The organism is Streptomyces sp. NPDC111606 (assembly GCF_055656945.1).
On sequence record NZ_JBVKBY010000010.1, the window covers coordinates 196,869 to 218,135 of the forward strand.

At 70.1% G+C, this 21,267-nt stretch carries 21 protein-coding genes; 11 read left to right on the forward strand and 10 right to left on the reverse strand.

Annotated elements, in window-relative coordinates:
- Positions 1-37 precede the first annotated feature (37 nt).
- From fae to ACZ7M7_RS31930, 5 genes are all read left to right on the forward strand, one after another.
- Complete coding sequence (gene fae, locus ACZ7M7_RS31910; RefSeq protein WP_453825797.1) at positions 38-577, forward strand: formaldehyde-activating enzyme; 540 nt, start codon at positions 38-40, stop codon at positions 575-577.
- Positions 574-1,686, forward strand: a complete 1,113-nt coding sequence (locus ACZ7M7_RS31915; protein WP_472122850.1) for a mandelate racemase/muconate lactonizing enzyme family protein — start codon at positions 574-576, stop codon at positions 1,684-1,686. Before fae ends, ACZ7M7_RS31915 begins: the two co-directional genes overlap by 4 nt.
- Positions 1,683-3,203, forward strand: a complete 1,521-nt coding sequence (locus tag ACZ7M7_RS31920) for an aldehyde dehydrogenase (protein WP_383625341.1) — start codon at positions 1,683-1,685, stop codon at positions 3,201-3,203. The genes ACZ7M7_RS31915 and ACZ7M7_RS31920 overlap by 4 nt, the downstream gene beginning before the upstream one ends.
- Positions 3,204-3,283: 80 nt before the next feature.
- Positions 3,284-4,222: an NAD(P)-dependent oxidoreductase gene (locus tag ACZ7M7_RS31925; RefSeq protein ID WP_472122853.1), complete on the forward strand. Its 939-nt coding sequence runs from the start codon at positions 3,284-3,286 to the stop codon at positions 4,220-4,222.
- A gap of 139 nt (positions 4,223-4,361) precedes the next feature.
- A complete protein-coding gene (locus ACZ7M7_RS31930) occupies positions 4,362-5,522 on the forward strand; it encodes an iron-containing alcohol dehydrogenase family protein (protein WP_472122856.1) in 1,161 nt (386 codons plus the stop codon).
- Positions 5,523-5,562: 40 nt separating this feature from the next.
- On the opposite strand, the gene rph is transcribed toward ACZ7M7_RS31930, so the two are convergent.
- The 5 genes from rph to ACZ7M7_RS31955 form a co-directional block, all read right to left on the reverse strand.
- On the reverse strand, positions 5,563-8,166 hold the full coding sequence (gene rph, locus ACZ7M7_RS31935) for a rifamycin-inactivating phosphotransferase (RefSeq protein WP_472122858.1): 2,604 nt from the start codon (positions 8,164-8,166) through the stop codon (positions 5,563-5,565).
- A 202-nt stretch (positions 8,167-8,368) separates the two neighbouring features.
- Positions 8,369-8,977, reverse strand: a complete 609-nt coding sequence (locus ACZ7M7_RS31940) for an exonuclease domain-containing protein (RefSeq protein WP_472122861.1) — start codon at positions 8,975-8,977, stop codon at positions 8,369-8,371.
- Positions 8,978-9,077: 100 nt separating this feature from the next.
- Positions 9,078-9,587 carry an SRPBCC family protein gene (locus ACZ7M7_RS31945; RefSeq protein WP_472122864.1) on the reverse strand — a complete coding sequence of 170 codons (510 nt, stop codon included), beginning with the start codon at positions 9,585-9,587 and terminating at the stop codon, positions 9,078-9,080.
- Entirely contained in the window at positions 9,584-10,618 is a 1,035-nt protein-coding gene (locus tag ACZ7M7_RS31950) for an alpha/beta fold hydrolase (protein WP_472122867.1), read from the reverse strand. The genes ACZ7M7_RS31945 and ACZ7M7_RS31950 overlap by 4 nt, the downstream gene beginning before the upstream one ends.
- Before the next feature lie 24 nt (positions 10,619-10,642).
- Positions 10,643-11,143: a DinB family protein gene (locus tag ACZ7M7_RS31955; RefSeq protein ID WP_472122870.1), complete on the reverse strand. Its 501-nt coding sequence runs from the start codon at positions 11,141-11,143 to the stop codon at positions 10,643-10,645.
- A gap of 168 nt (positions 11,144-11,311) precedes the next feature.
- On the opposite strand from ACZ7M7_RS31955, the gene ACZ7M7_RS31960 reads away from it, so the two are divergent.
- Positions 11,312-11,920 carry a helix-turn-helix domain-containing protein gene (locus tag ACZ7M7_RS31960; protein ID WP_472122873.1) on the forward strand — a complete coding sequence of 203 codons (609 nt, stop codon included), beginning with the start codon at positions 11,312-11,314 and terminating at the stop codon, positions 11,918-11,920.
- 354 nt (positions 11,921-12,274) lie between these two features.
- On the opposite strand, the gene ACZ7M7_RS31965 is transcribed toward ACZ7M7_RS31960, so the two are convergent.
- Together ACZ7M7_RS31965 and ACZ7M7_RS31970 are read right to left on the reverse strand one after the other, a co-directional pair.
- Complete coding sequence (locus tag ACZ7M7_RS31965) at positions 12,275-12,709, reverse strand: subtilase-type protease inhibitor (RefSeq protein WP_472122875.1); 435 nt, start codon at positions 12,707-12,709, stop codon at positions 12,275-12,277.
- Positions 12,710-13,027: 318 nt separating this feature from the next.
- Positions 13,028-14,002, reverse strand: coding sequence for a helix-turn-helix transcriptional regulator (locus tag ACZ7M7_RS31970; protein ID WP_472122878.1), 975 nt, complete (start codon positions 14,000-14,002; stop codon positions 13,028-13,030).
- A 136-nt stretch (positions 14,003-14,138) separates the two neighbouring features.
- On the opposite strand from ACZ7M7_RS31970, the gene ACZ7M7_RS31975 reads away from it, so the two are divergent.
- The 4 genes from ACZ7M7_RS31975 to ACZ7M7_RS31990 all read left to right on the forward strand — a co-directional run bounded on the left by ACZ7M7_RS31975 (position 14,139) and on the right by ACZ7M7_RS31990 (position 18,733).
- Positions 14,139-14,534 (forward strand): RidA family protein, encoded by a 396-nt coding sequence (locus ACZ7M7_RS31975; protein ID WP_472123321.1) that lies wholly within the window; start codon positions 14,139-14,141, stop codon positions 14,532-14,534.
- Between the two features lie 229 nt (positions 14,535-14,763).
- Positions 14,764-15,480 carry a FadR/GntR family transcriptional regulator gene (locus tag ACZ7M7_RS31980; RefSeq protein WP_472122881.1) on the forward strand — a complete coding sequence of 239 codons (717 nt, stop codon included), beginning with the start codon at positions 14,764-14,766 and terminating at the stop codon, positions 15,478-15,480.
- A complete protein-coding gene (locus tag ACZ7M7_RS31985) occupies positions 15,477-16,880 on the forward strand; it encodes a hypothetical protein (protein WP_472122884.1) in 1,404 nt (467 codons plus the stop codon). Before ACZ7M7_RS31980 ends, ACZ7M7_RS31985 begins: the two co-directional genes overlap by 4 nt.
- A complete protein-coding gene (locus tag ACZ7M7_RS31990) occupies positions 16,877-18,733 on the forward strand; it encodes a GMC family oxidoreductase (RefSeq protein WP_472122887.1) in 1,857 nt (618 codons plus the stop codon). The genes ACZ7M7_RS31985 and ACZ7M7_RS31990 overlap by 4 nt, the downstream gene beginning before the upstream one ends.
- A gap of 50 nt (positions 18,734-18,783) precedes the next feature.
- On the opposite strand, the gene ACZ7M7_RS31995 is transcribed toward ACZ7M7_RS31990, so the two are convergent.
- The 3 genes from ACZ7M7_RS31995 to ACZ7M7_RS32005 form a co-directional block, all read right to left on the reverse strand.
- The gene (locus ACZ7M7_RS31995) at positions 18,784-19,098 is read right to left on the reverse strand and encodes a DUF4326 domain-containing protein (protein WP_383606225.1); all 315 of its coding nucleotides are present in this window, start codon (positions 19,096-19,098) and stop codon (positions 18,784-18,786) included.
- Between the two features lie 17 nt (positions 19,099-19,115).
- Positions 19,116-19,670: a PaaI family thioesterase gene (locus ACZ7M7_RS32000; protein WP_472122890.1), complete on the reverse strand. Its 555-nt coding sequence runs from the start codon at positions 19,668-19,670 to the stop codon at positions 19,116-19,118.
- 119 nt (positions 19,671-19,789) lie between these two features.
- A complete protein-coding gene (locus ACZ7M7_RS32005) occupies positions 19,790-20,089 on the reverse strand; it encodes a putative quinol monooxygenase (RefSeq protein WP_472122893.1) in 300 nt (99 codons plus the stop codon).
- Positions 20,090-20,256: 167 nt separating this feature from the next.
- On the opposite strand from ACZ7M7_RS32005, the gene ACZ7M7_RS32010 reads away from it, so the two are divergent.
- On the forward strand, positions 20,257-21,216 hold the full coding sequence (locus ACZ7M7_RS32010) for a GlxA family transcriptional regulator (protein ID WP_472122896.1): 960 nt from the start codon (positions 20,257-20,259) through the stop codon (positions 21,214-21,216).
- Positions 21,217-21,267: the final 51 nt, after the last annotated feature.

The window sequence follows — 21,267 nt, forward strand, 5'->3', positions numbered from 1 at the left end:
GCCACAGCTCCCCGCTCCCGGAGATCCAGGAGATCCCATGCCTTCGCCCTTTGCACCGACCGCGCTCATCGGCGAGTCCTTCGTCGGTGAGGGCGCCAATGCCGCCCACACGAATGTCGTGATCGGACGCAAGGGCGGCCCCGTCGAGACCGCCTGGGCGACGGCGCTGGCCACACCGAGCGCAGGGCACGTCCCGTTCATGACGGTCGTACGGCCGTCCGTCCCCGTGAAGCCGCTGACCCTGTTCGTGGCCAAGGCCGCCGCGGAGGGCGAGCTGCACCAGCGTGCCACCTGGGGTTCCGCCCAGGCCGGACTCGCTCAGGGGATCTCGGACGCGGTCGACGCAGGGCTGATCCCCGCCGAGGAGGCCGACGACCTGCTGATCATCGCCGCGATGTGGATCAACCCAGCGGTTGACGACCTGGACGAGTCCTTCCGCAACCAGCGTGCCGCCGCCCACGACGCGATACGGGCCGCCGTGACCGGCACCCCCACTGTCTCCGACGTACAGACCGCCGCCAAGCAGGGGCCGACGAACCCGTTCTACACGCCGACCGCCGAGGTGCTCGCCCGATGAAGATCACAGACATCACCCTGGACCGGCTGCGCCTCGAACTGGACCCGCCCTTCCGCGCCGCCTGGGACCCCGAGCCTCGCCGGCACTTCGACGCCACGATCGTCCGCGTCCACACCGACGAGGGCGTCACCGGCATCGGCTCCGGTGACCTCATGGACGGCTTCGAGACGTACAAGCACCTGTTCGTCGGCGAGGACCCCCTCGACATCACCCGGCACGTCAAGGCGATCGAGACCGCCAACTTCCACGGCGCCCACTACTGGCCCCTGGAAGCGGCCCTGTGGGACATCATCGGCAAGGTGCACGGCCGCCCCGTGTCGGAACTCTTCGGGAACGCGGCGAAGCGGCTGCCCGCATACGCCTCCTCCGGCGAGCTCAAGTCGCCCGAGGAGCGGGTCGCCACCGCCCTGAAGGTGCGCGAGGCCGGCTTCCGCGCACTGAAGATCCGTATCGACCGCAACCGGATCGACGAGGGCGTCGCGGCCGTACGTGCCGTGCGCGAGGAACTCGGGGCCGACTTCGAGATCATGGTCGACCTCAACCAGTCCTGGCGGATGGCCGGCGACACGGCGAACGCCTCCGACCTCGCGAAGACCCGCAAGACCATCGCCCGCCTCGCCGAGCTCGACGTGTTCTGGGTCGAGGAGCCACTGCCGTACGCCGACCTGAACGGCTTCAAGCGGCTGCGCGCCGAGAACCCCGGCGTCCGCATCGCCGCCGGGGAGATGCACCACTCACCCACCGAGCTGCTGCGCTACCTCGAAGAGGACGCCCTCGACATCTACCAGATGGACGTGGTGCTCGCGATCGGCATGCACCGCGCCCGCACCCTGGCCGAGCTGGCCCAGCTGAAGCACCGTCAGTTCACCCCGCACAGCTGGACCAACGGCATCGGCGTCCTCGCCAACCTGCACGTCGCGGCGGGCGTCGGCGGCGGCCCCTTCTTCGAGTTCCCCTACGACCCGCCCGGCTGGACGCCCGAGCGCCGCGACTTCATGCTCGCCGAGCCCGTTCGCGTGAACGCCGAGGGCGACCTCGAGATCCCGGACAGGCCCGGCCTCGGCGTCGAACTGGACGAGGACGCGATCGACCGCTGGAGGATCAAGTGACGTACACCATCGACGAGTTGCTCAAGCGCTCGCACGACGAGTGGCTGACCGCGGCGAGCAAGCTCACCTTCGAGACACGCCTCTTCATCGACGGCGCCTTCACCGACGCCACCTCCGGCGACAGCTTCACCAGCGTCTCGCCGCGCGACGGTGCCGTGCTCGCGGAAGTCCAGGCCGCCGGCGCCGAGGACGTCGACCGGGCGGTACGTTCCGCACGCGCCGCCTTCGAGGACGGCCGCTGGCGTGACCTCGCGCCGAGGGAACGCAAGAGCGTCCTGCTGCGCTGGGCCGACCTGATCCGGGCAAACGCCGAGGAACTGGCGCTGCTGGACACGCTGGAGATGGGCAAGCCCATCACCGAGTCGGTGCGCATCGACGTGGACAAGGCCGCCGAGACCATTGCCTGGTACGCCGAGGCCATCGACAAGACGTACGACGAGGTGGCCCCGACTCCGGCTGACGCGCTGGCGCTGATCACCCGGGAGCCGCTGGGCGTCGTCGGCGCGGTCGTGCCGTGGAACTACGCGCTGCTGATCGCCAGCTGGAAGCTGGCCCCGGCGCTCGCCACCGGCAACAGCGTCGTCCTCAAGCCCGCCGAGCAGACCTCGCTCGCCGCCCTCCGGCTGGCGGCACTGGCCACCGAGGCCGGGCTGCCCGACGGCGTGTTCAACGTGATCCCCGGTCGGGGCGAGGTCGCCGGTCAGGCCCTCGGCCGCCACTCCGAGGTCGACAAGATCGCCTTCACCGGCTCGGCCGAGGTCGCCCGGCTCTTCCAGGTGTACGCGGGCGAGTCCAACGGCAAGCAGGTCGCCGTGGAGGCGGGCGGCAAGTCCCCGCAGCTCGTGCTCGCCGACGCCGACATCGAGGCCGCCGCGTCCGCCGTGGCGTGGGGGATCTTCTACAACGCGGGGCAGACCTGTAACGCCGGTTCCCGCGTCGTGGTCCACGCATCGGTGAAGGACCAACTCCTGGACGCCGTACAGCGGATCACCGCCGACACCTTCCGCGTCGGCGACCCGCTCGACCCCGCCACCGTCATGGGCCCCATCGTCGACGAGGCCCAACTGGCCAAGATCCTCGGCTACATCGAGCGCGGCAGGACGGACGGGGCGCAGGTGCTCCTGGGCGGCGGACGCACCCTCACCGAGACCGGCGGCACCTTCGTCGAGCCGACCGTGCTCGACGGCGTGGCGAACACGTCCACCGTCGGCCAGGAGGAGATCTTCGGCCCGGTGCTGGCTGTCGTGTCGTACGACGGCGACGTCGACGAGGGCGTACGCCTGGCGAACCAGAGCGACTTCGGGCTCGTCGCCTCCGTCTGGACCCGGGACGTCACGATCGCCCACCGTACGGCCAAGCGGCTGCGGGCCGGCACGGTCTGGATCAACACATTCGACGCCAGTGACGTCATCACCCCCTTCGGCGGCTTCAAGGCCACCGGCGCGGGACGCGACAAGTCCCTGCACGCGCTGGACGCGTACACGGCGCTGAAGACGACCTGGATCAACCTGGCCTGACCGGCCCACCACCGCACTGCACCCCTTCACCTGAACACCTGTCACCTGCACACCCCTACAGAGCCGTAGCGAGGACAACGATGAGGATCGGTTTCATCGGACTGGGCAACATGGGAAGCCACATGGCCCGCCACCTGATCCACGCGGGACACCTGGTCACCGTGCACGACACCCGGCCCGAGGCCGCCGCCGAGCACTTGGCGCTCGGGGCACGCTGGGCCGATGCCCCGGCGGCGTGCGCCACCGATGCCGAACTGCTCGTCACGATGCTGCCGAATCCGCGCATCGTCGAGGACGTGCTGCTGCGCGGCGGGGTCGCCGAGGCGCTGCCCGAGGGCGCCCTGTGGATCGACATGTCGACCTCCACGCCGGCCGCCGCGGAACGGGTCGCCGCCGAGGTGCTCGACCGGCGCGGCGTACGCCGTCTGGACGCCCCCGTCAGCGGCATGGCGCGCGGCGCCGAGGCCGGGCGGCTGCAGATATTCGTCGGCGGGACGGCGGACGACTTCCGCATGTCCCTGCCGGTGCTCGAAGCCATGGGCGACCCCGACAAGGTGCTGCACGTGGGCCCGCTCGGCGCCGGCTACACGGTCAAGCTGATGATCAACCTGCTGTGGTTCAGCCACCTCGTCGCCACGTCCGAGGTGCTGGCCATGGGCGTGAAGGCGGGCGTGGACCTCGGCGTGCTGCGCAGCTCGCTGCTCGCCAGCCCGGCCGCCTCGAACTTCCTCGAGAACGACATCCTGTGCGTCCTGGCCGACGGCGACTACGACGACTCCTTCGCCATGGCCCTCGCTTGCAAGGACCTCGGACTCGCCATCGACCTCGGCCGCGAGGTCGGCGTCTCCACGGAACTGTCCGCGCTCGTGGAGCAGATCTTCCGCCGCTCCAAGGCGCACCACGGAGACCTGGCCGGCGAGATGAGCCCGGTACGTCTCTACGAAGCCCTGGCCGGAGCGGAGTTCCGTCTCCCGAACCCGGCCGCCGCCCTTGACGACGCGGCACTGAGCTCTGTGTGATCCGCTGGATCCGTTCGCGTCCCGCCGGGCCGGTCAGGCCGGCTCGGCGGGACCGGCCCCCACTCCATCTCCCTCTGCAACACCTCCCTCTTCCTTCCGAGCACCGCACGTCCCGCCGCGTCTTCAGGAGCCGAACGCCATGGGCGAGTCCCGCACCGACCAGCTGACCATCGACCCGACCTGCCGCATCGAGTTCGGCCCCGGCCGCATCGCGCACCTCCCGGAGCTCGTCTCCTCCCTCGGCATGAACCGCGCGTTCGTCGTCACCGACCGGGGTCTGCGGGCCGCCGGCATCGTCGACCAGGTGCTCAAGGTCCTGGACACGGCGGGCCTGGAACACGGCGTGTACGACGGCGTCGGCGCCAACCCGTCCACCGGCAACGTCGACGAGGGTGCCGCCCGGGCCCGGGCCTTCGGCCCGTCGGTCGTCGTCGCCCTCGGCGGAGGCTCGGTCCTCGACGCGGCCAAGGGCATCGCGCTGCTCGTCGGCAACACCGACGCGGCGGCGGCCGATGCGGACGCGCTCTGGGATGGGCTCGACGGTCTGCCGCTCATCGCGATCCCCACCACGTCCGGCACGGGTGCGGAGACCAACGGCTTCGGCGTCATCGAGGACGCCGCCGCATGCCGCAAGGTGTACATCGGCCACTCCTCGGTCAAGCCCCGGATCGCGCTCCTCGACCCGGAGCTGACGCTCGGCCTGCCTGCCCGGATCACGGCCGCGACCGGCATCGACGCCCTCGTCCACGGCATCGAGTCCCTGGCCTCGCGCGGCGCCAACCCGGTCTCGGTGGCGTACGCGACCCAGGCCGTGGCCATGGTCGGGCGCTGGCTGCCTGCCGCCCACCGTGACGGCTCGGACCTGGAGGCCCGCGCCCAGCTGATGCTCGGCGCCCACCTGGCGGGCCAGGCCCTGACCATCTCCGGCCTGGGCCTGGTCCACGGCATCGGTCACGCCCTCACCGCCCACACCGGCACCCCGCACGGCATCGCCCTCGCCGCCGTCCTGGAGGAGGTCCTGGAGTTCAGCGCCCCGGCCGCCCAGGACGCCTACGAGCAGACCGCCCGCGCACTCCGCCTCGCCCCGCCCGCCGACGGCGACTGGGCCCGCGCCGCGATCGACGCCGTACGCGAGATCTCCGGCGCCCTCGACATCAAGCAGCCCCTGCGCGACCTCGGCGTCCGCCCGGACATGCTGCGCCCGATCGCCTCCGGCGCCCTCGCGGACGCGGTCACTCGCAACGCACCGCGGCAGCCGACGGAGGGGGAGATCGTGGGGATCCTCGAAGCGGTGCTCTAGCCTCGGACTTTCACGACGGGCGCGGGCCCGGAGCGGTCGGTCAAGGCAGGATCTCGACGTACCCGTCGGTTCCGTGCACGCGGATCCGCTGCCCGTCCCGGATCAGCCGGGTGGCCTGCTCCACGCCCACGACGGCCGGCAAGCCGTACTCCCGGGCGATCACCGCGCCATGGGTCATCAGGCCGCCCACCTCCGTCACCAGGCCCGCGATGCCGACGAACAGCGGCGACCAGCTGGGGTCCGTGAAGGGCGTGACCAGGATGTCGCCCGCTTCGAGATCGGCGTCCGCCATGTCCAGGATGACGCGGGCCCGTCCCTCGACGGTCCCGGCGGAAACCGGCAGACCGACCAGGGCGCCGGCCGGCACGTCGTTGCGCCGGTACGCCCCGGTGAGGGCCTCACCGTCCGAGGTGAGCACCCGGGGCGGTGTGAGTGCGTGGTACGAGCGGAACGCGTCCTTGCGCTCCTGGACGAGCCGGCCGTCCACCCGGTTCGAGCACACGACGTCGCGGAGTTCCTGGAACGTGAGGTGGAAGATGTCCTCCTTCTCAGGCAGTACACCTGCCGCCACGAGGCGCTCGGCCTCTTTCAGCAGGGCCTGCTTGTAGACGAAGTAGCGGCTGATGATGCCGTACTTGGGGTACTCCCGGTACCCGATGAAGGCTCGGACCCGGTCGATCATCCGCTTGGCCTCGTCGGCCTTCCGGTCCCCGTCCGGCAGGGCCCGCAAGCGTGACAGCACGTCCTGTTCCTTGTGCTGCGCCTTCTGCCGCCCTTGCTCGAAGCGCTGCTCGGCGGCGCCCGGCTCGAAGTTCCTGACGTGGTCGAGGATCACGGGCACGAGCGTGGTGGGGTGCTCGCGCCAACGCGGCCTCGTGATGTCGATCTCGCCGACGCAGCGCATGCCGTACCGGTCGAGGTAGGCCTCGATGGCGTCGCGCGCCTCGGTCCCGCCCGCGAGCTTCGCAAGCTCGTCCAGGAAGCCGTCGTCCTCGACTCCCTGAAGGAACGCCACCACCTCCGCATGCGGGCGGATCACGTCGGCGACATCGAGCAGCGCGAGTCCCATCTCCGAGGTGATGTTGTCGGGGGCGGACAGCGTCAGCGTGTCGGCGACGTTCTTCTCGCCCAGCCACTCCTGCAGCTTGTCGTTGAGCCACCATGTGGCCTCCATCCCCGCCATGATCGCCTGCAGGTTCAGCGGATCGCCGAGGACTCGCTTGTGCTCCTCGAAGGCCTCCAGCAGGAAGTCGAACAGCGCCGGTCCGCTCTTCGTACGGATGGCGCGCTCCAGGGCGGCGATGGACTCCTGGCTGCGTCCGATCAGTTCGGTGACGATGGCCGGGTCCGGGTCGGTCTCGATCGGGGAGGGCGCACCGCCGGCCGGAGGCCTGCCGGGATCCGCGTCCGGGACCGACGGGACGAAGTCGTCGCGGTCGAGGACGGTCTCCAGGGCGTCCCTGATCAGCGGATCGCCCTTCCCCAGCACGTCCAGGAGGCCGGCGCGGCTCGCGGGCGATGCCAGGCGCCGGGTGACGTCGACGAACAGCCTCCCGCCGGCCTCGTGCATCGGCACCATGGCCGTCAGCTGCCACATGGAGAGCCCCAGGGGCTTCATGGGGTCGGTCATCATCTGCCCATGACCGACGGAGACGTAGACGTGATTCTCCTCGTCGCCGGTCTCGGGAGTGGGGAACAGCGTCGTGATCGGCCGGCTCTGAACGATCCGGAAGTCATCGTCGCCCAGGCACCATTCGATGTCCTGCGGGCGGCCGAAGTGCGCTTCGATCCGCCGCCCGAGCTGCACGAGCCGCACGACCTGAGCATCCGTCAGCGCCGGCTGCTCCTGCTGCTGCGCGTCGATCGCCACTTCCTGCGTACCGCCGGCCGGCAGGGCGTGAACGGCACGCTGTTTTGCGGCGATCGCCTTGGCGACGACTTCGCCGTCCCGCACCTTGAAGACGTCCGGGTTCACCAGGCCGGAGACCAAGGCCTCGCCGAGGCCGAAGCCGGCGTCCACGGTGGCGACCCTCCGGTTGCCCGTGACGGGGTCGGCCGTGAACAGGATGCCGGCGGCATGCGGGATGACCATCCGCTGCACGACCACGGCCATGTGGACCGTACGGTGGTCGATGCCGTTGCGCTGACGGTAGGTCACGGCCCGCTCGGTGAACAGCGAGGCCCAGCACCGGCTGACGTGCTGGAGGATCGCCGTCGGTCCCACGACGTTCAGGTACGTGTCCTGCTGTCCGGCAAACGAGGCCGTCGGCAGGTCCTCCGCCGTCGCGCTGGACCGGACGGCGTAGGCGGACTGCACTCCGAATCGGTCGAGCGCGCGGGTGATCGCCGCCGCGAGATCGACCGGGATGGCAATCCCCTCGATGGTCCGCCGAATCTGCCCGCTGAGGGTGCGGATCGCCTCCCGGTCGTCCGGGCTCAGTCGCGACAGCTGATCGATCCGCTCGTCGATCGACGGTGCTTCCGCCATGATCCGCCGGAAGGCGTCCGTCGTCACGCAAAAGCCACCCGGCACCTGGATGCCTTCGATCCGCGACAGCCCGCCCAGGTGCGCGCTCTTGCCGCCGACGACCGCGACCTGCTTCTCGTCGACGTCCTGAAGATCCAACACGTACCGCTCAGTCACTTCGCTACCAACTTTGTCGTCGACAACACACACGCACGTCGTGCCCCGTTTCCGCAGGTTGTGGCATCGGTCGACGATTCTGCGCCGTGACCCCGGTCTTGCGGCAAGCCCCCCGGCGCGCTATAAGTTGAGAGTGGCAAGGAGAGATCTCTCCTTGCCTTTTCTGTTGGCCGTCCAGGGGAGCCGACACCCCGGCTCCGACTCAGTTGTAAGGACGCCGCAGACACCCGTCGGGCAGGGGAGCGCCGGTGCCGCGCAGGTATGCAAGGGCGGCGGCGAAGGAATAGCAGTCGAAAAGCGCGGAGTGCTCTTGACCGGCTGCGGGCTTGGGGAGACCGAGCACCTGCCACAGGCGGCCCACGTTGGCTGTCGCCGTTTCCGGCGCGAGAGTATTCAACCAAGGTCGGATATTCAGGAAATGGGCAGCGAGGTAACCGTTCTTGACCTCTTCGCCCCGCGCTCGCGCCCAGCCCACGTTCTCCCCGAGGACCACCATGTCGTTGCCGTAGGAGAGCACCGACTCGCCCCGGCAGAACCCCAGGAACTCGCCAAGTGCCTCTGCCGGGGAAATCGCCTCTCGGTCCAGCGTGTCCTGGTCGATGCCGGTGAGATCGGTGAAGTACGCGGAAAGCCGGGGATTGGCGATGGGCTGCACCAGCGCCTCGAACTCCTCGACGACGGAACAGTCCTCGCGCAGGCGCAGTGCCCCGATCTGCACGATCTCGCGCAGCTGGCCCGGCGTCCCCCAATCCTGCTCGAGTGCCCCCGCCCATGACGTGAATTCAAGATCGAACACAACGAACGTGGACACGATGGGGTCTCCCTCTGGCGCAAGTCGCCGTCAGATTACCCCGGCGATGGCATGCCCTATGCGCCGAACAATTGGCTGAAGATGCGCCGCGGCGTAGCCATCACTGAGCCGGCTTGGACTCCTCGGCGTAGCGGGCCAGTCCTTCTGCCATGCCCTGCATGAACCTCTGGAGGTAGCGCGGCATGACCCAGCCCATCAGCCGGCTCGTCTCGTATGTGCCGTACCAGTGGATGACCGTGCCCGAGCTCGCTGTCGGCTTCAGTTCGATGCGTGCGTGATAGTTGTGCATCGGGGTGTTGAACGCGTCTTCGTAGGCCAAGAGGCGTTGCTCGACCTTTTCGGTCAGCCGCTCCCCGGTCACGGTGCGTCCCGTCCGGAAAGCACGGACGGCACCGACGCCGTCGTCGCCGCCGGGATCGAGGTCGACCGACCGTGCCGTGTCCAGACTGTCCACCTTGGACCACAGCGGCCAGCTTGCCGCGTCGACCAGCAGCTTCCAGACGACATCCGGCGAAGCGCTGGTAGTCACTGTGACGTCGTATTTGTGCATGGTGAGTCTCCTGTGAGTGGGTGCGGACGGCGTCCCGCGACGCCTGGTGGGCGTGGTCATCCGTCGAGGAAGCGCAAGAGCTCGGCGGTGACGAACTGGGGGTTCTCCTCGACGAGCCAGTGCCCTGCCTTCGGCACGTCCACCGCCCGGACGATGTTGGTCATGCGCGCGGCCACTGTGCCCCGTATCGAATCGAGTTGCCCCTGGGCGGTCATGAGCAGGGTCGGGATACGTGTCGGTGCTGCCGCCACGGTGTCGCGGACGTCCTTGTCGAGGGCGCGGTAGAGCTCGAAGCCGCCGGACAGGACCTTGGGCCGGCTGTAGGTTCGCGCGTACTCGTCGATCTCGGCACCGGTAAACGGGGACCGGTCAGAGGTGCCACCGAACGCCGTGCCACCGAACGAGACCTGGGGATAGAACAGTGCCAGGTACTCGCGGACATCGTCGCCCACGACCGCCTCGGGGACCCGGCGCTGGGAGTGAAAGGCGATGTGCCAGCTCAGTGAACGGTACGTGGGTGCATCGATCGCAGGACCGGGCAGCGGCAGGTCGAAGTAGCCGAGGCGGGCGGTGTCGTCCGGGAATTGGCCTGCGTACTGGAATGCCACCGCGGCGCCGAAATCGTGCCCGATGACACGCGCGTCACGCACGCCGAGCCGGTCGGCGATCAGCGTGTGCACATAGCGCGCCAGTGTGGCCTTGTCGTAGCCGCTCGGTGAGCCGGTGCTGTCACCGAGTCCGGGAAGGCCGACGGCGTAGACGGTGTGGTGCTCGGCGAGTTCCGGCATGATCGGCCACCAGCCGTACCAGGTCTGTGGCCAACCATGTATCAGCACGACCGGCGATCCGCTGCCGCCGGTCACGTAGTGCATACGGACGCCGTCGACGTCGGCGAACTCGTGGCGGAAGGTCTTCTCGAACCGGGGATCGCCCTGGGTGGCGGCCGTGGGGGCGGGAACGCCGTCGTCCGCTGTCGGCGTGGAACAGGCTGCGGTGACGATCGTGAGGAGGAGGAGGGCGAGCACGACCGTTGCTGCGGTGCGCGCGGAACGGAGGACGCGGCGCGACGATGGCCGTGGTGCTGTGCTCATGGGTTCCCGTCCTGGAAAGGTGGATCAGCGGCCCGTCGTGCCGTCGATGAGTTCGCGGAGGATGTCCGCCTGGCCCGCGTGCCGGCCGGTCTCCTCGATCATGTGGGTGAGTGCCCAGCGGATGCTGGCAGCGGGGCGGTCCGGCTGCGGTCGGGGAACCGGTGCGCCGAGATCGGTGCACCCGTCCAGCACGTCGTTCGCGCGCTTGACCGCGTCTCGGTAGCGGGCGACGACATCGGGCACGGTGTCCGCCGGTGCGGCTCGGAACGTCGCCCGCCAGTTGGTGACGTCCTCCCCGAGGAACATCGAGCGCTCGACGAACGTCAGATGGTTGAGCAGGCCGAGCAGGTTCGTGCCTGACGGCACGGCGGCTGTCCGCACCTGCGGTTCCGGGGCGCCCTCGACCTTCGCGGCGATCGAGGTCCGCAGGTAGTCGAGGAACTTGCGCAGGACCTCGCTCTCGCTGCTTCCGGTACGGGGCGGCGGGGTGTCGCGGCGGCGGTGGCGGCGCGTGGTGCTGGGCACTGTGCGCTCCTTCACTGGGGCAGGTCGATACGCGCGGCGACTCTCCGCGGGTCCGGGGGGCGTGGACGCAGTCCCGGAACGCGACCGCATCGGTGGTGCAATGCACTCAGTCTTGCCAGGCACCCCTCGACCTGGCACGGAATCTTGCGGTTACGGCAAGATGGCCTGATGGAACGCAAGACGGACGACGACGTGCTGGACGGGGTGGGGCCGCGCCTTCGTGCGCTGCGTCGGGCCTCCGGCATCACCCTCGCCGAGCTCGCGGCGACGACCGGCGTGTCGGAGAGCACTCTGTCCCGGCTGGAGAGCGGGCTGCGTCGGCCGAGTCTGGAATTGCTGCTGCCGCTGGCCCGTACCTATGACGTTCCGTTGGACGAGCTCGTCGGCGCCCCGCGCACCGGCGACCCCCGGATCCACCTCAAGCCGATCGAGCGGTTCGGGATGACGTTCGTGCCCCTGTCCCGGCGACCGGGCGGGGTGCACGCGTTCAAGATGGTCATCCCTGCCTCGGCGGAACCACTGGAACCGACCCCGCAGACCCACGAAGGCTTCGAATGGCTCTATGTGCTCAACGGACGCCTGCGGCTGGTGACCGGCGAGCGCGACCTGACGCTTCCGCCCGGTGAGGCAGCCGAGTTCGACACGTCCTTGCCCCACTGGCTTGGCAGCGCCGACGGCGGCGCGGTCGAGCTTCTCATCCTGTTCGGCCTGCAGGGGGTGCGCGCACACGTACGCACCGACCCTCATCGATCGCCGCAGGCCCGGGGCCGGCGGTGAACCACCGATGAGCGGCGTGCACCAGTCAGGCGACGACCGCTGACCGGAAACGGTGGAGCTTGGCCCGAACCCGGGCGTCGGTCCCACGCCCCCGGTCCCATGCCGGTGAACCCGAAGGCCGAACTCCACTCCGCGCAGGCGTCGTTGACCCGGGTCAACCTTGATGGTTGAGCAGATGGGTCAATAACCCACAGCACGGTTGGAGATGCCGGCATGGAACCACTGCCACGCGAAACCGTCATCGACGTTCTTCGGTCACGGTTGCGCGAGGAGATTCGCCCGAGCGTGAACTCGCCGACGAGTTCACGGGCTCAAGGGCGAGGGGGCCCGTAGGCGCCGTGCGGCCGTAGTGGCTCAGAACGCGAATGCCGAAGCGCCCTGCGTTTCCTTGATGCAAGGATTCGCGAAGGTGTGCTCATAGTCCACGCGTATACCGCGCCACACACCTTGAACGGTGACGACAATGGGGCGGTATTCCCTCGTGCAGGCTCGCCCGGTCTCATTTCCGCCGAGTGTGGCCAAGCGGTCGAGGTCGCCGTTCACGCGGTCCAGTTCCCCGCATGCCTGTCGCGGGTCCGGGTGAGTACCGGACGTGGTGTACGCACAGTTCAGCGTCACCGCACGCTCGGGTGCTGTCGTGGCCGCCCTCTCGCCGTGACCGGTCGTCAGAACCAGGGACGACGGGGCGTAAAGCGAGGCGGGGGCGCTGTGGGCGGGCATGCTCAGCGGTCCCGCAAGGGCCGCGGCGAGCAGTGCTCCTGTTCCTGCCCAGCGTGTCATTGGTTGCATGGTGTATCTCCCTTCTGTTTGTGGTGCTCGTGCCCCGAAGTACCCACCTGGTTGCTCTCATCTCAGGGTGGAAGAGTTGTAGCGCTTTCTGTCGCTGCAATTCAGACTCGGTTGCTCAGTCAATTAGTGTCTTGATTGACTGGGTGGCGCACATGATGGAGGAGGTGGGCGGTTCTCCATTCTGAGCGCTGGGTTGAATGCGTGGCCGATGTGCCCGGGTGTGAAATGGCCTGAAGTTTGTGAGCATGTGGGTGGGCACGATGGTGCTCGACGCGGCCCCAGTTCGTGTCGGCGGCCGCCCGCAGAAGGCGACAACTCTCAGGCCGACTCTCCATAGCGACCGGCGATCGCGGAGGCGCGGTCGCGCAGGGAGTTGCGCAACCACTGCGGGGCCAGGGCTTCCGCCTGCGTGGCGAGCTGCCACAGCGCCCATTCGGCATGTCGGGAATCCTGGAAGGAAACCTCCAGCCGCAGCCAGCCGTCTGCGTCGGCTTCTTCGGCGTGGACGGCCAGCGCGGTGCCCGCCAGGTCCTTCCGCCGGGCCGGGTCCACCCGTACCAGCACGGTGACTTGGTCGCCGCCGGTCCGAAACTGCGTGCTGCGTTCCTGCCAGGTTCGGTCCAGGTCGACTCGGTCCGGGCGCTGCGCGGGTTCGTCGAGTTCCTCGGCGGCCAGCACCCGGGACAGCCGGTAAGTGCGGTCCTCACCAGACCTCGTGGCCAGCAAGTAGCCCTGGTCGCGTACGGTGACCAGGCCGATCGGGTCCACCGTTCGCCACTTCGGGGTCTGGTCCACGGCCGCATAGTGGATGCGCAGCTTGTGTCCGGCGAACACCGCGCGCCGGACCTCGGCCACAACGGTGTCGGGCACCTCCTCGGCGGCCGAGCGGCGCGACAGAAGGTCCGTCTCCGGGTCGATGAGCAGTCGCTGCGCGGCACCGGCCGCGGTGTCCCGATAGCTCTCGGGTAGCGCGTCAACCAACTTGAGCATGGCCGAAGCGAGCGCGGAGCCGAGGCCGAACACCTGCGCGCCGCGCCGTGATCCGGCGACCAGGAGGGCGAGCGCCTCGTCGTGGTTCAGGCCGGTGAGCTCCGTCTGGAATCCCGGCAACAACGCGAAACCGCCGTGCCGGCCGCGTTCGGCGTAGATCGGGACCCCGGCCACGGACAGGGCCTCCACGTCGCGCAGCACGGTGCGGGTGGACACCTCCAGCTCGCGGGCCAGTGTGGCCGCTGACAACCGACCGCGTTGGCGCAGCAGCAGCACCAGCGATACCAACCGGTCGGCGCGCATACGAGAAACCCTACCGAATACATGACACAGGGTGTCGTGGTTGGTTGAGAGGCTCTCAACACGACGTCAGGGATGGGCGGCCACGGAGTCGGTGGACGTACTCACTGTCGATGAACCGAGTGGAGCTGATGTGGCTGTGGAGCGCACGACGATCAACCCGTGGACGTGGTCGGTGGAGATGGGTTACAACCAGGGTGAGATCGTCTCTGGGCACACCCGGACCCTGTACTGCTCCGGACAGACAGCGATGAGCGGCGACGGCAAGCCCCAGCATGACGGTGACATGGCGGCGCAGTTGGCGCTGAGCCTCGACAACCTTGAGGCCGTGCTCGGGGAGGCCGGCATGTCCCTCGTGAACCTCGTCCGGCTCAATGTCTACACCACCGACGTCGACCTGCTCTTCCAGCACTACGGCGTGCTGGCGTCCCGGTTGGGAGCCGCCGGGGTGGCGCCGACCACCACGATGCTCGGGGTGACACGGCTGGCGATCCCCACCCTGATGATCGAGCTCGAGGGCACTGCCGTCGCGTGACGTGACCTCGCCGCCTCCGCTGCTCGTGCCGGCTGGGTCGGCACGAGCAGCGGAGCACCGTGGCGGTCGACGGATCGTGCGGCGCGGGAAGAGTACGCGTGCCCAGGCGCGATGGCGGCCGCGCCGCCCCCCCGTCGAACTCCGTTCCACGGAGCGTCCGTTGACCCGAGGTCAATCTTAGTGGTTCAGTGGATGAGTCACTGATCCACCGTGCGCTTGGAGATCCGGGATGGAAGCACTGCCACGCGAGACCGTCGTCGACGTCCTTGAGAAACGGCTGCGCGAGGACATTCTCGCCGGGCGGCATCCGGCGGGGAGCTATCTGCCTCCCGAGCGTGAACTTGCCGACGAATTCGGGGTCAACCGCACCACGCTCAAGCATGCGTTCGGCCGGCTGGCGCAGTCGGGGCTGCTGGAGACACGGCACGGAGTGGGGACCCGCGTCCGGGATTTCCTGCGCCTCGGCGGAGCGGATCTGCTGCCGATGCTCGTGCGGCACAGTCCGGACTGGATCGGGGAGATCTTCGAAGTGCGGCGCAGCATCGGTGCGTTGATCGCGGAGCGTGCCGCGGACCGGGCCACCGAGGCCCAGGTCGCCGAGCTGCGGGCGCTGCTGGCAGCGGTCGGGGACGCGGACGGCGGCGACGACGTCCAGCTGGCGGACGCCGAGGTGCACCGGGCGCTCGCCCGAGCCACGGGCAACCGCGTGTATGTCCTGCTGACCAACACCCTGTTCAACGCCTATCTGCCGGTCCGAGCAGCGCTGGTCGGACCTTTCACGGAGGCCCGGGCGGCCCACGATCGTCTGGCACCGGTCGTCGAGGCCGTGGCCGCCCGCGACCCCGAGGCGGCGCGCGTCGCGGCGGGCGCCTATCTGTCGGCGACGGAACGCATCATGCTCGAGGGACTGGCGCGTTCGCGCGAACGCCGGGACGGTGCGCTGTGACCCCACGCGGAACGGTGTTCCAGGAGGCGATGCTGGGTCGCGTGCACCTGAGCGACGAGGACCGTGAGCGCCCTGTACGCCTGGACCTCGTGGTCCGCTCCGATGACCTGATGCTGCCGCACCGCACGACTCAGGCGCGCATGACGGGAAGGGTGCGCATAGCCGGGCGGGCGGACGATGCCGAAGCCGTCGGTGAGTTGGAGATCTCGCCCTTGGCCCACCGCAGGATCCGCTACCGGATCACGTTCGCCATGGAGGGCCGGCGCCTGGAGCTGGACGGCTGGAAGTCCATCTCGCCGGCGCGCCCGCTCTCTTCGATGACCACGCTGCCGTACACCCTCTACGAGGACGGCGAACCGGTGGGCGAGGGCACACTCCGCTTCCCCCTCGCCACCGGCCTGTTGCCCTTCCTCGCGAGCTTCCGCTTCCCGCGCGCTGCGCAGTCCACCCCCGCATCCGGCGGGCAGGATCTGGCCCCGCGCTGGGACGGCAACCCGGGGCGCACGGAGGTCTGGTACACGACGCTCACCGATCCGGCGACCGGCAGCGGAATGTGGCTGCACCATGAAGTGGTGGCGCCCAGCGATGGCTCCGGCGCCTACGCGCACGGCTGGGTCGCCGTCTTCCCGAAGGACGGCCCCGCCGAGCACGCACGCTTCGGCCCCGTGCCGTGGTCGGAGGACCAACAGGGCTTCGCCACCGAGGAGATCAGCGCCCGGCCCGGCCGTCTCACCGGTTCCGCGGGGCCGTTCACCTGGTCGCTCACCGAGACGCCCCTGAGCGGCCCGGTCCACACCTTTCCCCGCTGGTCCTGGCGGCGCCCCTGGCTGCCGGCCAGCCACATGCTGCCGGCCGCCCGTTGCCACTACAGCGGAACCGTCCGGTACGGAGCCAACGAGCTGCGGCTGGACCGCGCGGTCGGCGCGAGCGCCCGCATCTACGGCCACGGCAACGCCCGACGCTGGGCGTGGCTGCACGCGGACCTGGGCGGCGGCGACATCCTGGAGATCGTTGCCGCGGTGTCCATGCGCCGTGGACTCGACCGACTGCCACCCCTGGTGTTCCTGCGCCTGCTGCAGAACGGGCGTGCCTGGCCCCGTCGTGCGGAGCGCGCCGCCGTGGGCTGGGCGGGGCTCGGCCGGTTCCGGGCTGACATCGGCCTGCCCGAGTGGCACGTGACCGGCCGCGCGGGCCGGCGCCGCATCCGGGTGACGGTGACCCAGCCGCCGGAGCGGACGCTGGCCCTCGACTACACCGACCCCGACGGATCTCCCGCGGTCTGCCGCAACACCGAGACCGCGGACGCCGTGGTCAGCGTGGAACGCTGGTGGGGCACATGGCGGCAGGAGGCCACCTGGCGGCTCTCCGGCACCGCCCACGCGGAGGTCGGTGACCGATGACTCCCTCAACTTCCCCTGGACTTACGGCTCTTGCCGCGGCGCTGCTCGCGGACGACGGCACGGCCGACTGGACCCGGGCCGTGCCAAGGCGCCTCGAGACGCTCCTGGCAGCCATGCCTGCCCCCGCCCGCACCGCGATACACGGCGCGACCAAGGCCATCAACGCCTACGCCGTGGCCCGCACCGGCCGGCGGCTGCCCGCACTCGGACCCGTGGAACGCGAGCACGTCATGGCGTCGCTCGCCTCGCACCGGTCCCTGCTGCCCCTGCTGGACGCGGTGAAGGTACCGGTGCTGCTGGCGGCCGGTACCGAACGGACGGCGCATCAAGGCCCCGCAAGCCCAGTGGCCGCCGCCGACGATCCGCCGCTCGACTGCACCCCTTCGCGTGAGTGGCCGACCCGTTCCACCGCCGACGCCGTCGTCGTCGGATCGGGAGCGGGCGGCGCGATGGCCGCCCGGACGCTGGCCCGCGCCGGGCTGCGAGTCGTCATGGTCGAGGAGGGGGAGCACCACACCACCGCGTCGTTCGGGCGGAGGGCTCCGCTCGACCGCTTCACCGACCTCTACCGGGACGGCGGCGCCACGATCGCCCTCGGGAACCCGCCGCTGGTCCTGCCCGTCGGCCGGGCGGTCGGCGGCACCACCGTCGTCAACTCCGGCACCTGCTACCGCACTCCGGACCACGTCGTCACCCGCTGGCTGAGCCACCACGGCTTCGACGTCGCCGAGGGCTTCGACACACGCCTCGACGAGGTGGAACGCTCCCTTCGAGTGGCACGGCAGCCGTTGGACGTCCTGGGCAACAACGGACTGCTCGCCCTGGCCGGAGCGAAGGAGCTCGGCTGGGCCGCGGCGCCCCTGCGCCGCAACGCCCCCGGCTGCCGCGGCTCGTGCCAGTGTGTCGTCGGCTGCCCCACGGGCGCCAAGCAGAGCGTCCAGCTCTCCGTGCTTCCCGACGCCTGCGCGGCCGGCGCCGCGATCATGACGGGCGCCCGTGTCCTGCGGATCCTCACCGACCGCGACCGGCCCGGCGGCCTCAGGGCCGCCGGAGTGGTGGTCGGCCGCCCCGGCGGCAGTGAACTGGAGATCCTCAGTTCCCTGGTCGTGGTCGCCGCCGGCGCCCTGCAGACCCCGCAACTGCTGCGCCGCTCCGGCCTCGGCGGTCACCCGCGGATCGGCCGCAACCTCAGCGTGCACCCGGCCATCAGCGTCGCGGGCCGCTTCAGCCGCCCGGTCACCGGCTGGAAAGGGGTCCTGCAGAGCGTCGGCGTGGAGGAACTGCACTCCGACGGCATCCTGATCGAAGCCACCGCGGCGCCCCCGGGCATGACTTCCTTCGTGCTGCCGGGCGTCGGACGCGAACTGCGCCGCGAAGTGGAGGAGACCGAGCAACTGGCGACACTCGGGGCCATGGTCGCCGACCGCCCCTCGGGCCGGGTCCTCGGCCGGGACCACACGCTGCTGCGCTACGACCTGGCGCCGCGCGACGCCCGCCGCCTGCTGCGAGCCCAACGAGCCATGGGCCGCCTGCTGTTCGCCGCCGGCGCCGAGGAGGTACTCACCGGCGTCCCGCACGCCCCACGAGCTCGTACCCCCGAGCAACTGGAGGCGCTGCTCGACACGGTGACCGCGCGGCACCTGCACATGTCCGCGTTCCATCCCACGGGTACGGCCGCCGCCGGGACGGACCCCGAGCGGTCGCCGGCCGACGCCGAGGGGCGCCTGCGTGGCGTGCACGGTGTGCTCATCGCCGACGGGTCCGTGCTGCCGAGCTGCCCGGAGGTGAATCCGCAGCTCAGCATCATGGCCGCCGCTCTGGGCGTTGCCGAGCGCTTCGTGGCGGAGGCGTGAAACACGGACCGGGCCGCGCCATGGATCGGCCCGCGTCCGGGACCTGGGCTCTACGGCGCGAGTGAGTCGGCGAGTTCGGCGATGACCTGCGCGTGGCACGGTTGCGGGACACACCAGCAGCCGAGCCTGCGGCCACGCAGCGCCGGCAGCAGCTCGAGCAGATCCGGACGGCTCAGCAGATGTGCCCGGTACTTGTCGATCACCGCCTCCCGGGTACCGTCCCGGCCGGGCCGGAAGGGACTCGCGAGCGGTGAGGCATCGAGGTCCCATCCGCCCCGGCGCATCGCGCGGCCGACGTAGACGACGTCCGCGTAGTCCGGGTCGTCGCGATGCCCTTTCATGTTGACGACCGTCGTCCGTTTCACCTCGTTCATACGCTCCCTCAGTCCGCGCCGGGCAGCGGGAAGACGGCGCAGGTGGCGGTCCCGTGCGCATAAAGCTTCCCGTCGGCTGCTCCGACGAGCCGCGCCTGCGCGGTCGCGGTCGTACGGCCGACATGGACGACGGTGCCCTCACAACGCAGCGTGGGAGTGGAGTCGAGCACCGGCCTGACCATGTTCACGCCGAGCTGGACGGTCGTGTAGGCGCGGCCGGCCGGCAGGGCGCTCAGTACGGCGGTGCCGAGCGCTGAGTCGAGGAGGGTGGCCATATAGCCTCCGTGGACCGTGCCCATGGGGTTGAAGAGGTGTTCTCCGGGCTCGCCCTCGAAGACGGCCTGCCCCTCCTCGACCGCCACCAGGCGAAATCCGAGGGTCGTGCAGATCGGGGCCTCGGGCAGACGGCCGTCCAGGCTCATACGGGCCAGCTCGATGCCCGTATGGGCGCCGGCGGCCGCGTAGCTGGTCGGCGGTTGCCAGGTGTGCGTACGCGAGCGGGACCGGGCGGACGGCACCCCGTCGCCGGTGGTGCTGTCGTCCTTGGTGGCGGGCTGTGCCATGATCTCTCTCTTCCTCAAGTCTGCCTCGGTCGGCCCGGTCGGGGCCGTGGTCGATGCGCAGGTGTGCGGAGGGCGCCGGCCGGCAGCGCGGGTCAGGGTGCTGCCGGCCGGCGGTGGGATCAGGGAAGCTTGACCGCCAGGAGGTCGACCGGCCGGATGTCCGGCGCCTCACTGAGCATGGTTTCGGCGGCCCCCATCAGCGCGGCGGCGATCTTTCCCTGCAGGTGCCCCTGACGCCCCTGCTCGTCGGCAAAGGTGTCGAAGACCCCGAAGGTGCTCGCGCCCTGGCGGAACGCGTACCAGGTGACGGTGTGCTCCTCCTGCTGCGCCAGTTGGACGGCGTCCCGCAGCAGCGCCTCCACCTTCTCGGCGTACTCCGGCCTGGCCTCGATCCGGGCCAGCAGCCCCAGCTTCGTCATGCTGCATTCCTGTCTGTGGTCATGGGCGAACGTGCGGTTGTCTCTGGTCATCGGTGAGCGTTCGGTGCTGGTACCGGGCACCGGATGTCGTCCGGACACCACAAAACTAGGCCGCCGCAATCGCCTCGCCCAGCGTCGGAAACGACGCGTCCGATATCGTTTCCGTCATGGATGTGGCTGTGGTGGCATACGACGGTGTGTTCGACTCCGGGCTCTCCGCCCTGCTCGACGTGATCGACGGGGCGAACGCCATGCGCGAGGAAATCCCCAAACCGCCGCCCGCCTGGAAGGTCTCCACGGTCGGCTTTCGCCGCCGGATCCGCACCGGAGCGGGGCATGTGGTCGAGACCCTCCCCATGGACACGGCGAAGGAGGCCGACCTGCTGCTGGTGCCCGCGCTGGCCGAGCGACGGCCCGATGCGCTGATCGCCCATGTGTCGGGTTCGGACACCGAGCCGGTACGACGCCTGGTGGCCGAGACACGCGAACGTCGCATCCCCATCGCGTCCGCCTGTACGGGCACGTTCCTGCTGGCCGAGGCGGGGGTGCTGGACGGGCGCCGGGCCACGACGAGTTGGTGGCTCGCCCCCTACTTCCGTCAGCGCTACCCGGCGGTGACCGTCGACGAGACCCGCATGGTCACCATGTCCGACGGGGTGACCACGGCCGGCGCGGCGTTCGGGCACGTCGACCTCGCGCTCGCGATCGTACGGATGAGCAGCCCCGCCCTCGCGGATCTGGTCGCGCGCTACCTCGTCGTCGACGAGCGGCCGTCGCAGGCGGCGTACACGATCACCTCGGCCCTCGCGCAGAGCGACCCCACGCTGGCGGCCTTCGAGCGCTGGGCCCGGGCGCACCTGGACCAGCCGGTCTCGATCGCCGACGCGGCACGCACCCTCGGCGTCAGCGAACGGACGCTCCAGCGCATCGTGCGTCGCACGCTCGGTACCTCCCCCGTCCGTTTCGTCCAGGACCTGCGCGTCGAGCACGCCTCGCACCTGCTGCGGACCACGGACCTCCCCCTCGAAGCGATCGCCCGCAAAGTCGGCTACGAACACGCCAACACCCTGCGCATCCTGCTCCGCGAACGCACCGGAGCGACGGCGAGCTCCCTGCGGGGGCGATGAGTTCCAGGTCGGCCGACGGGGAGGGGCGTGCGCGGGGAAGCAGCGCGGCTG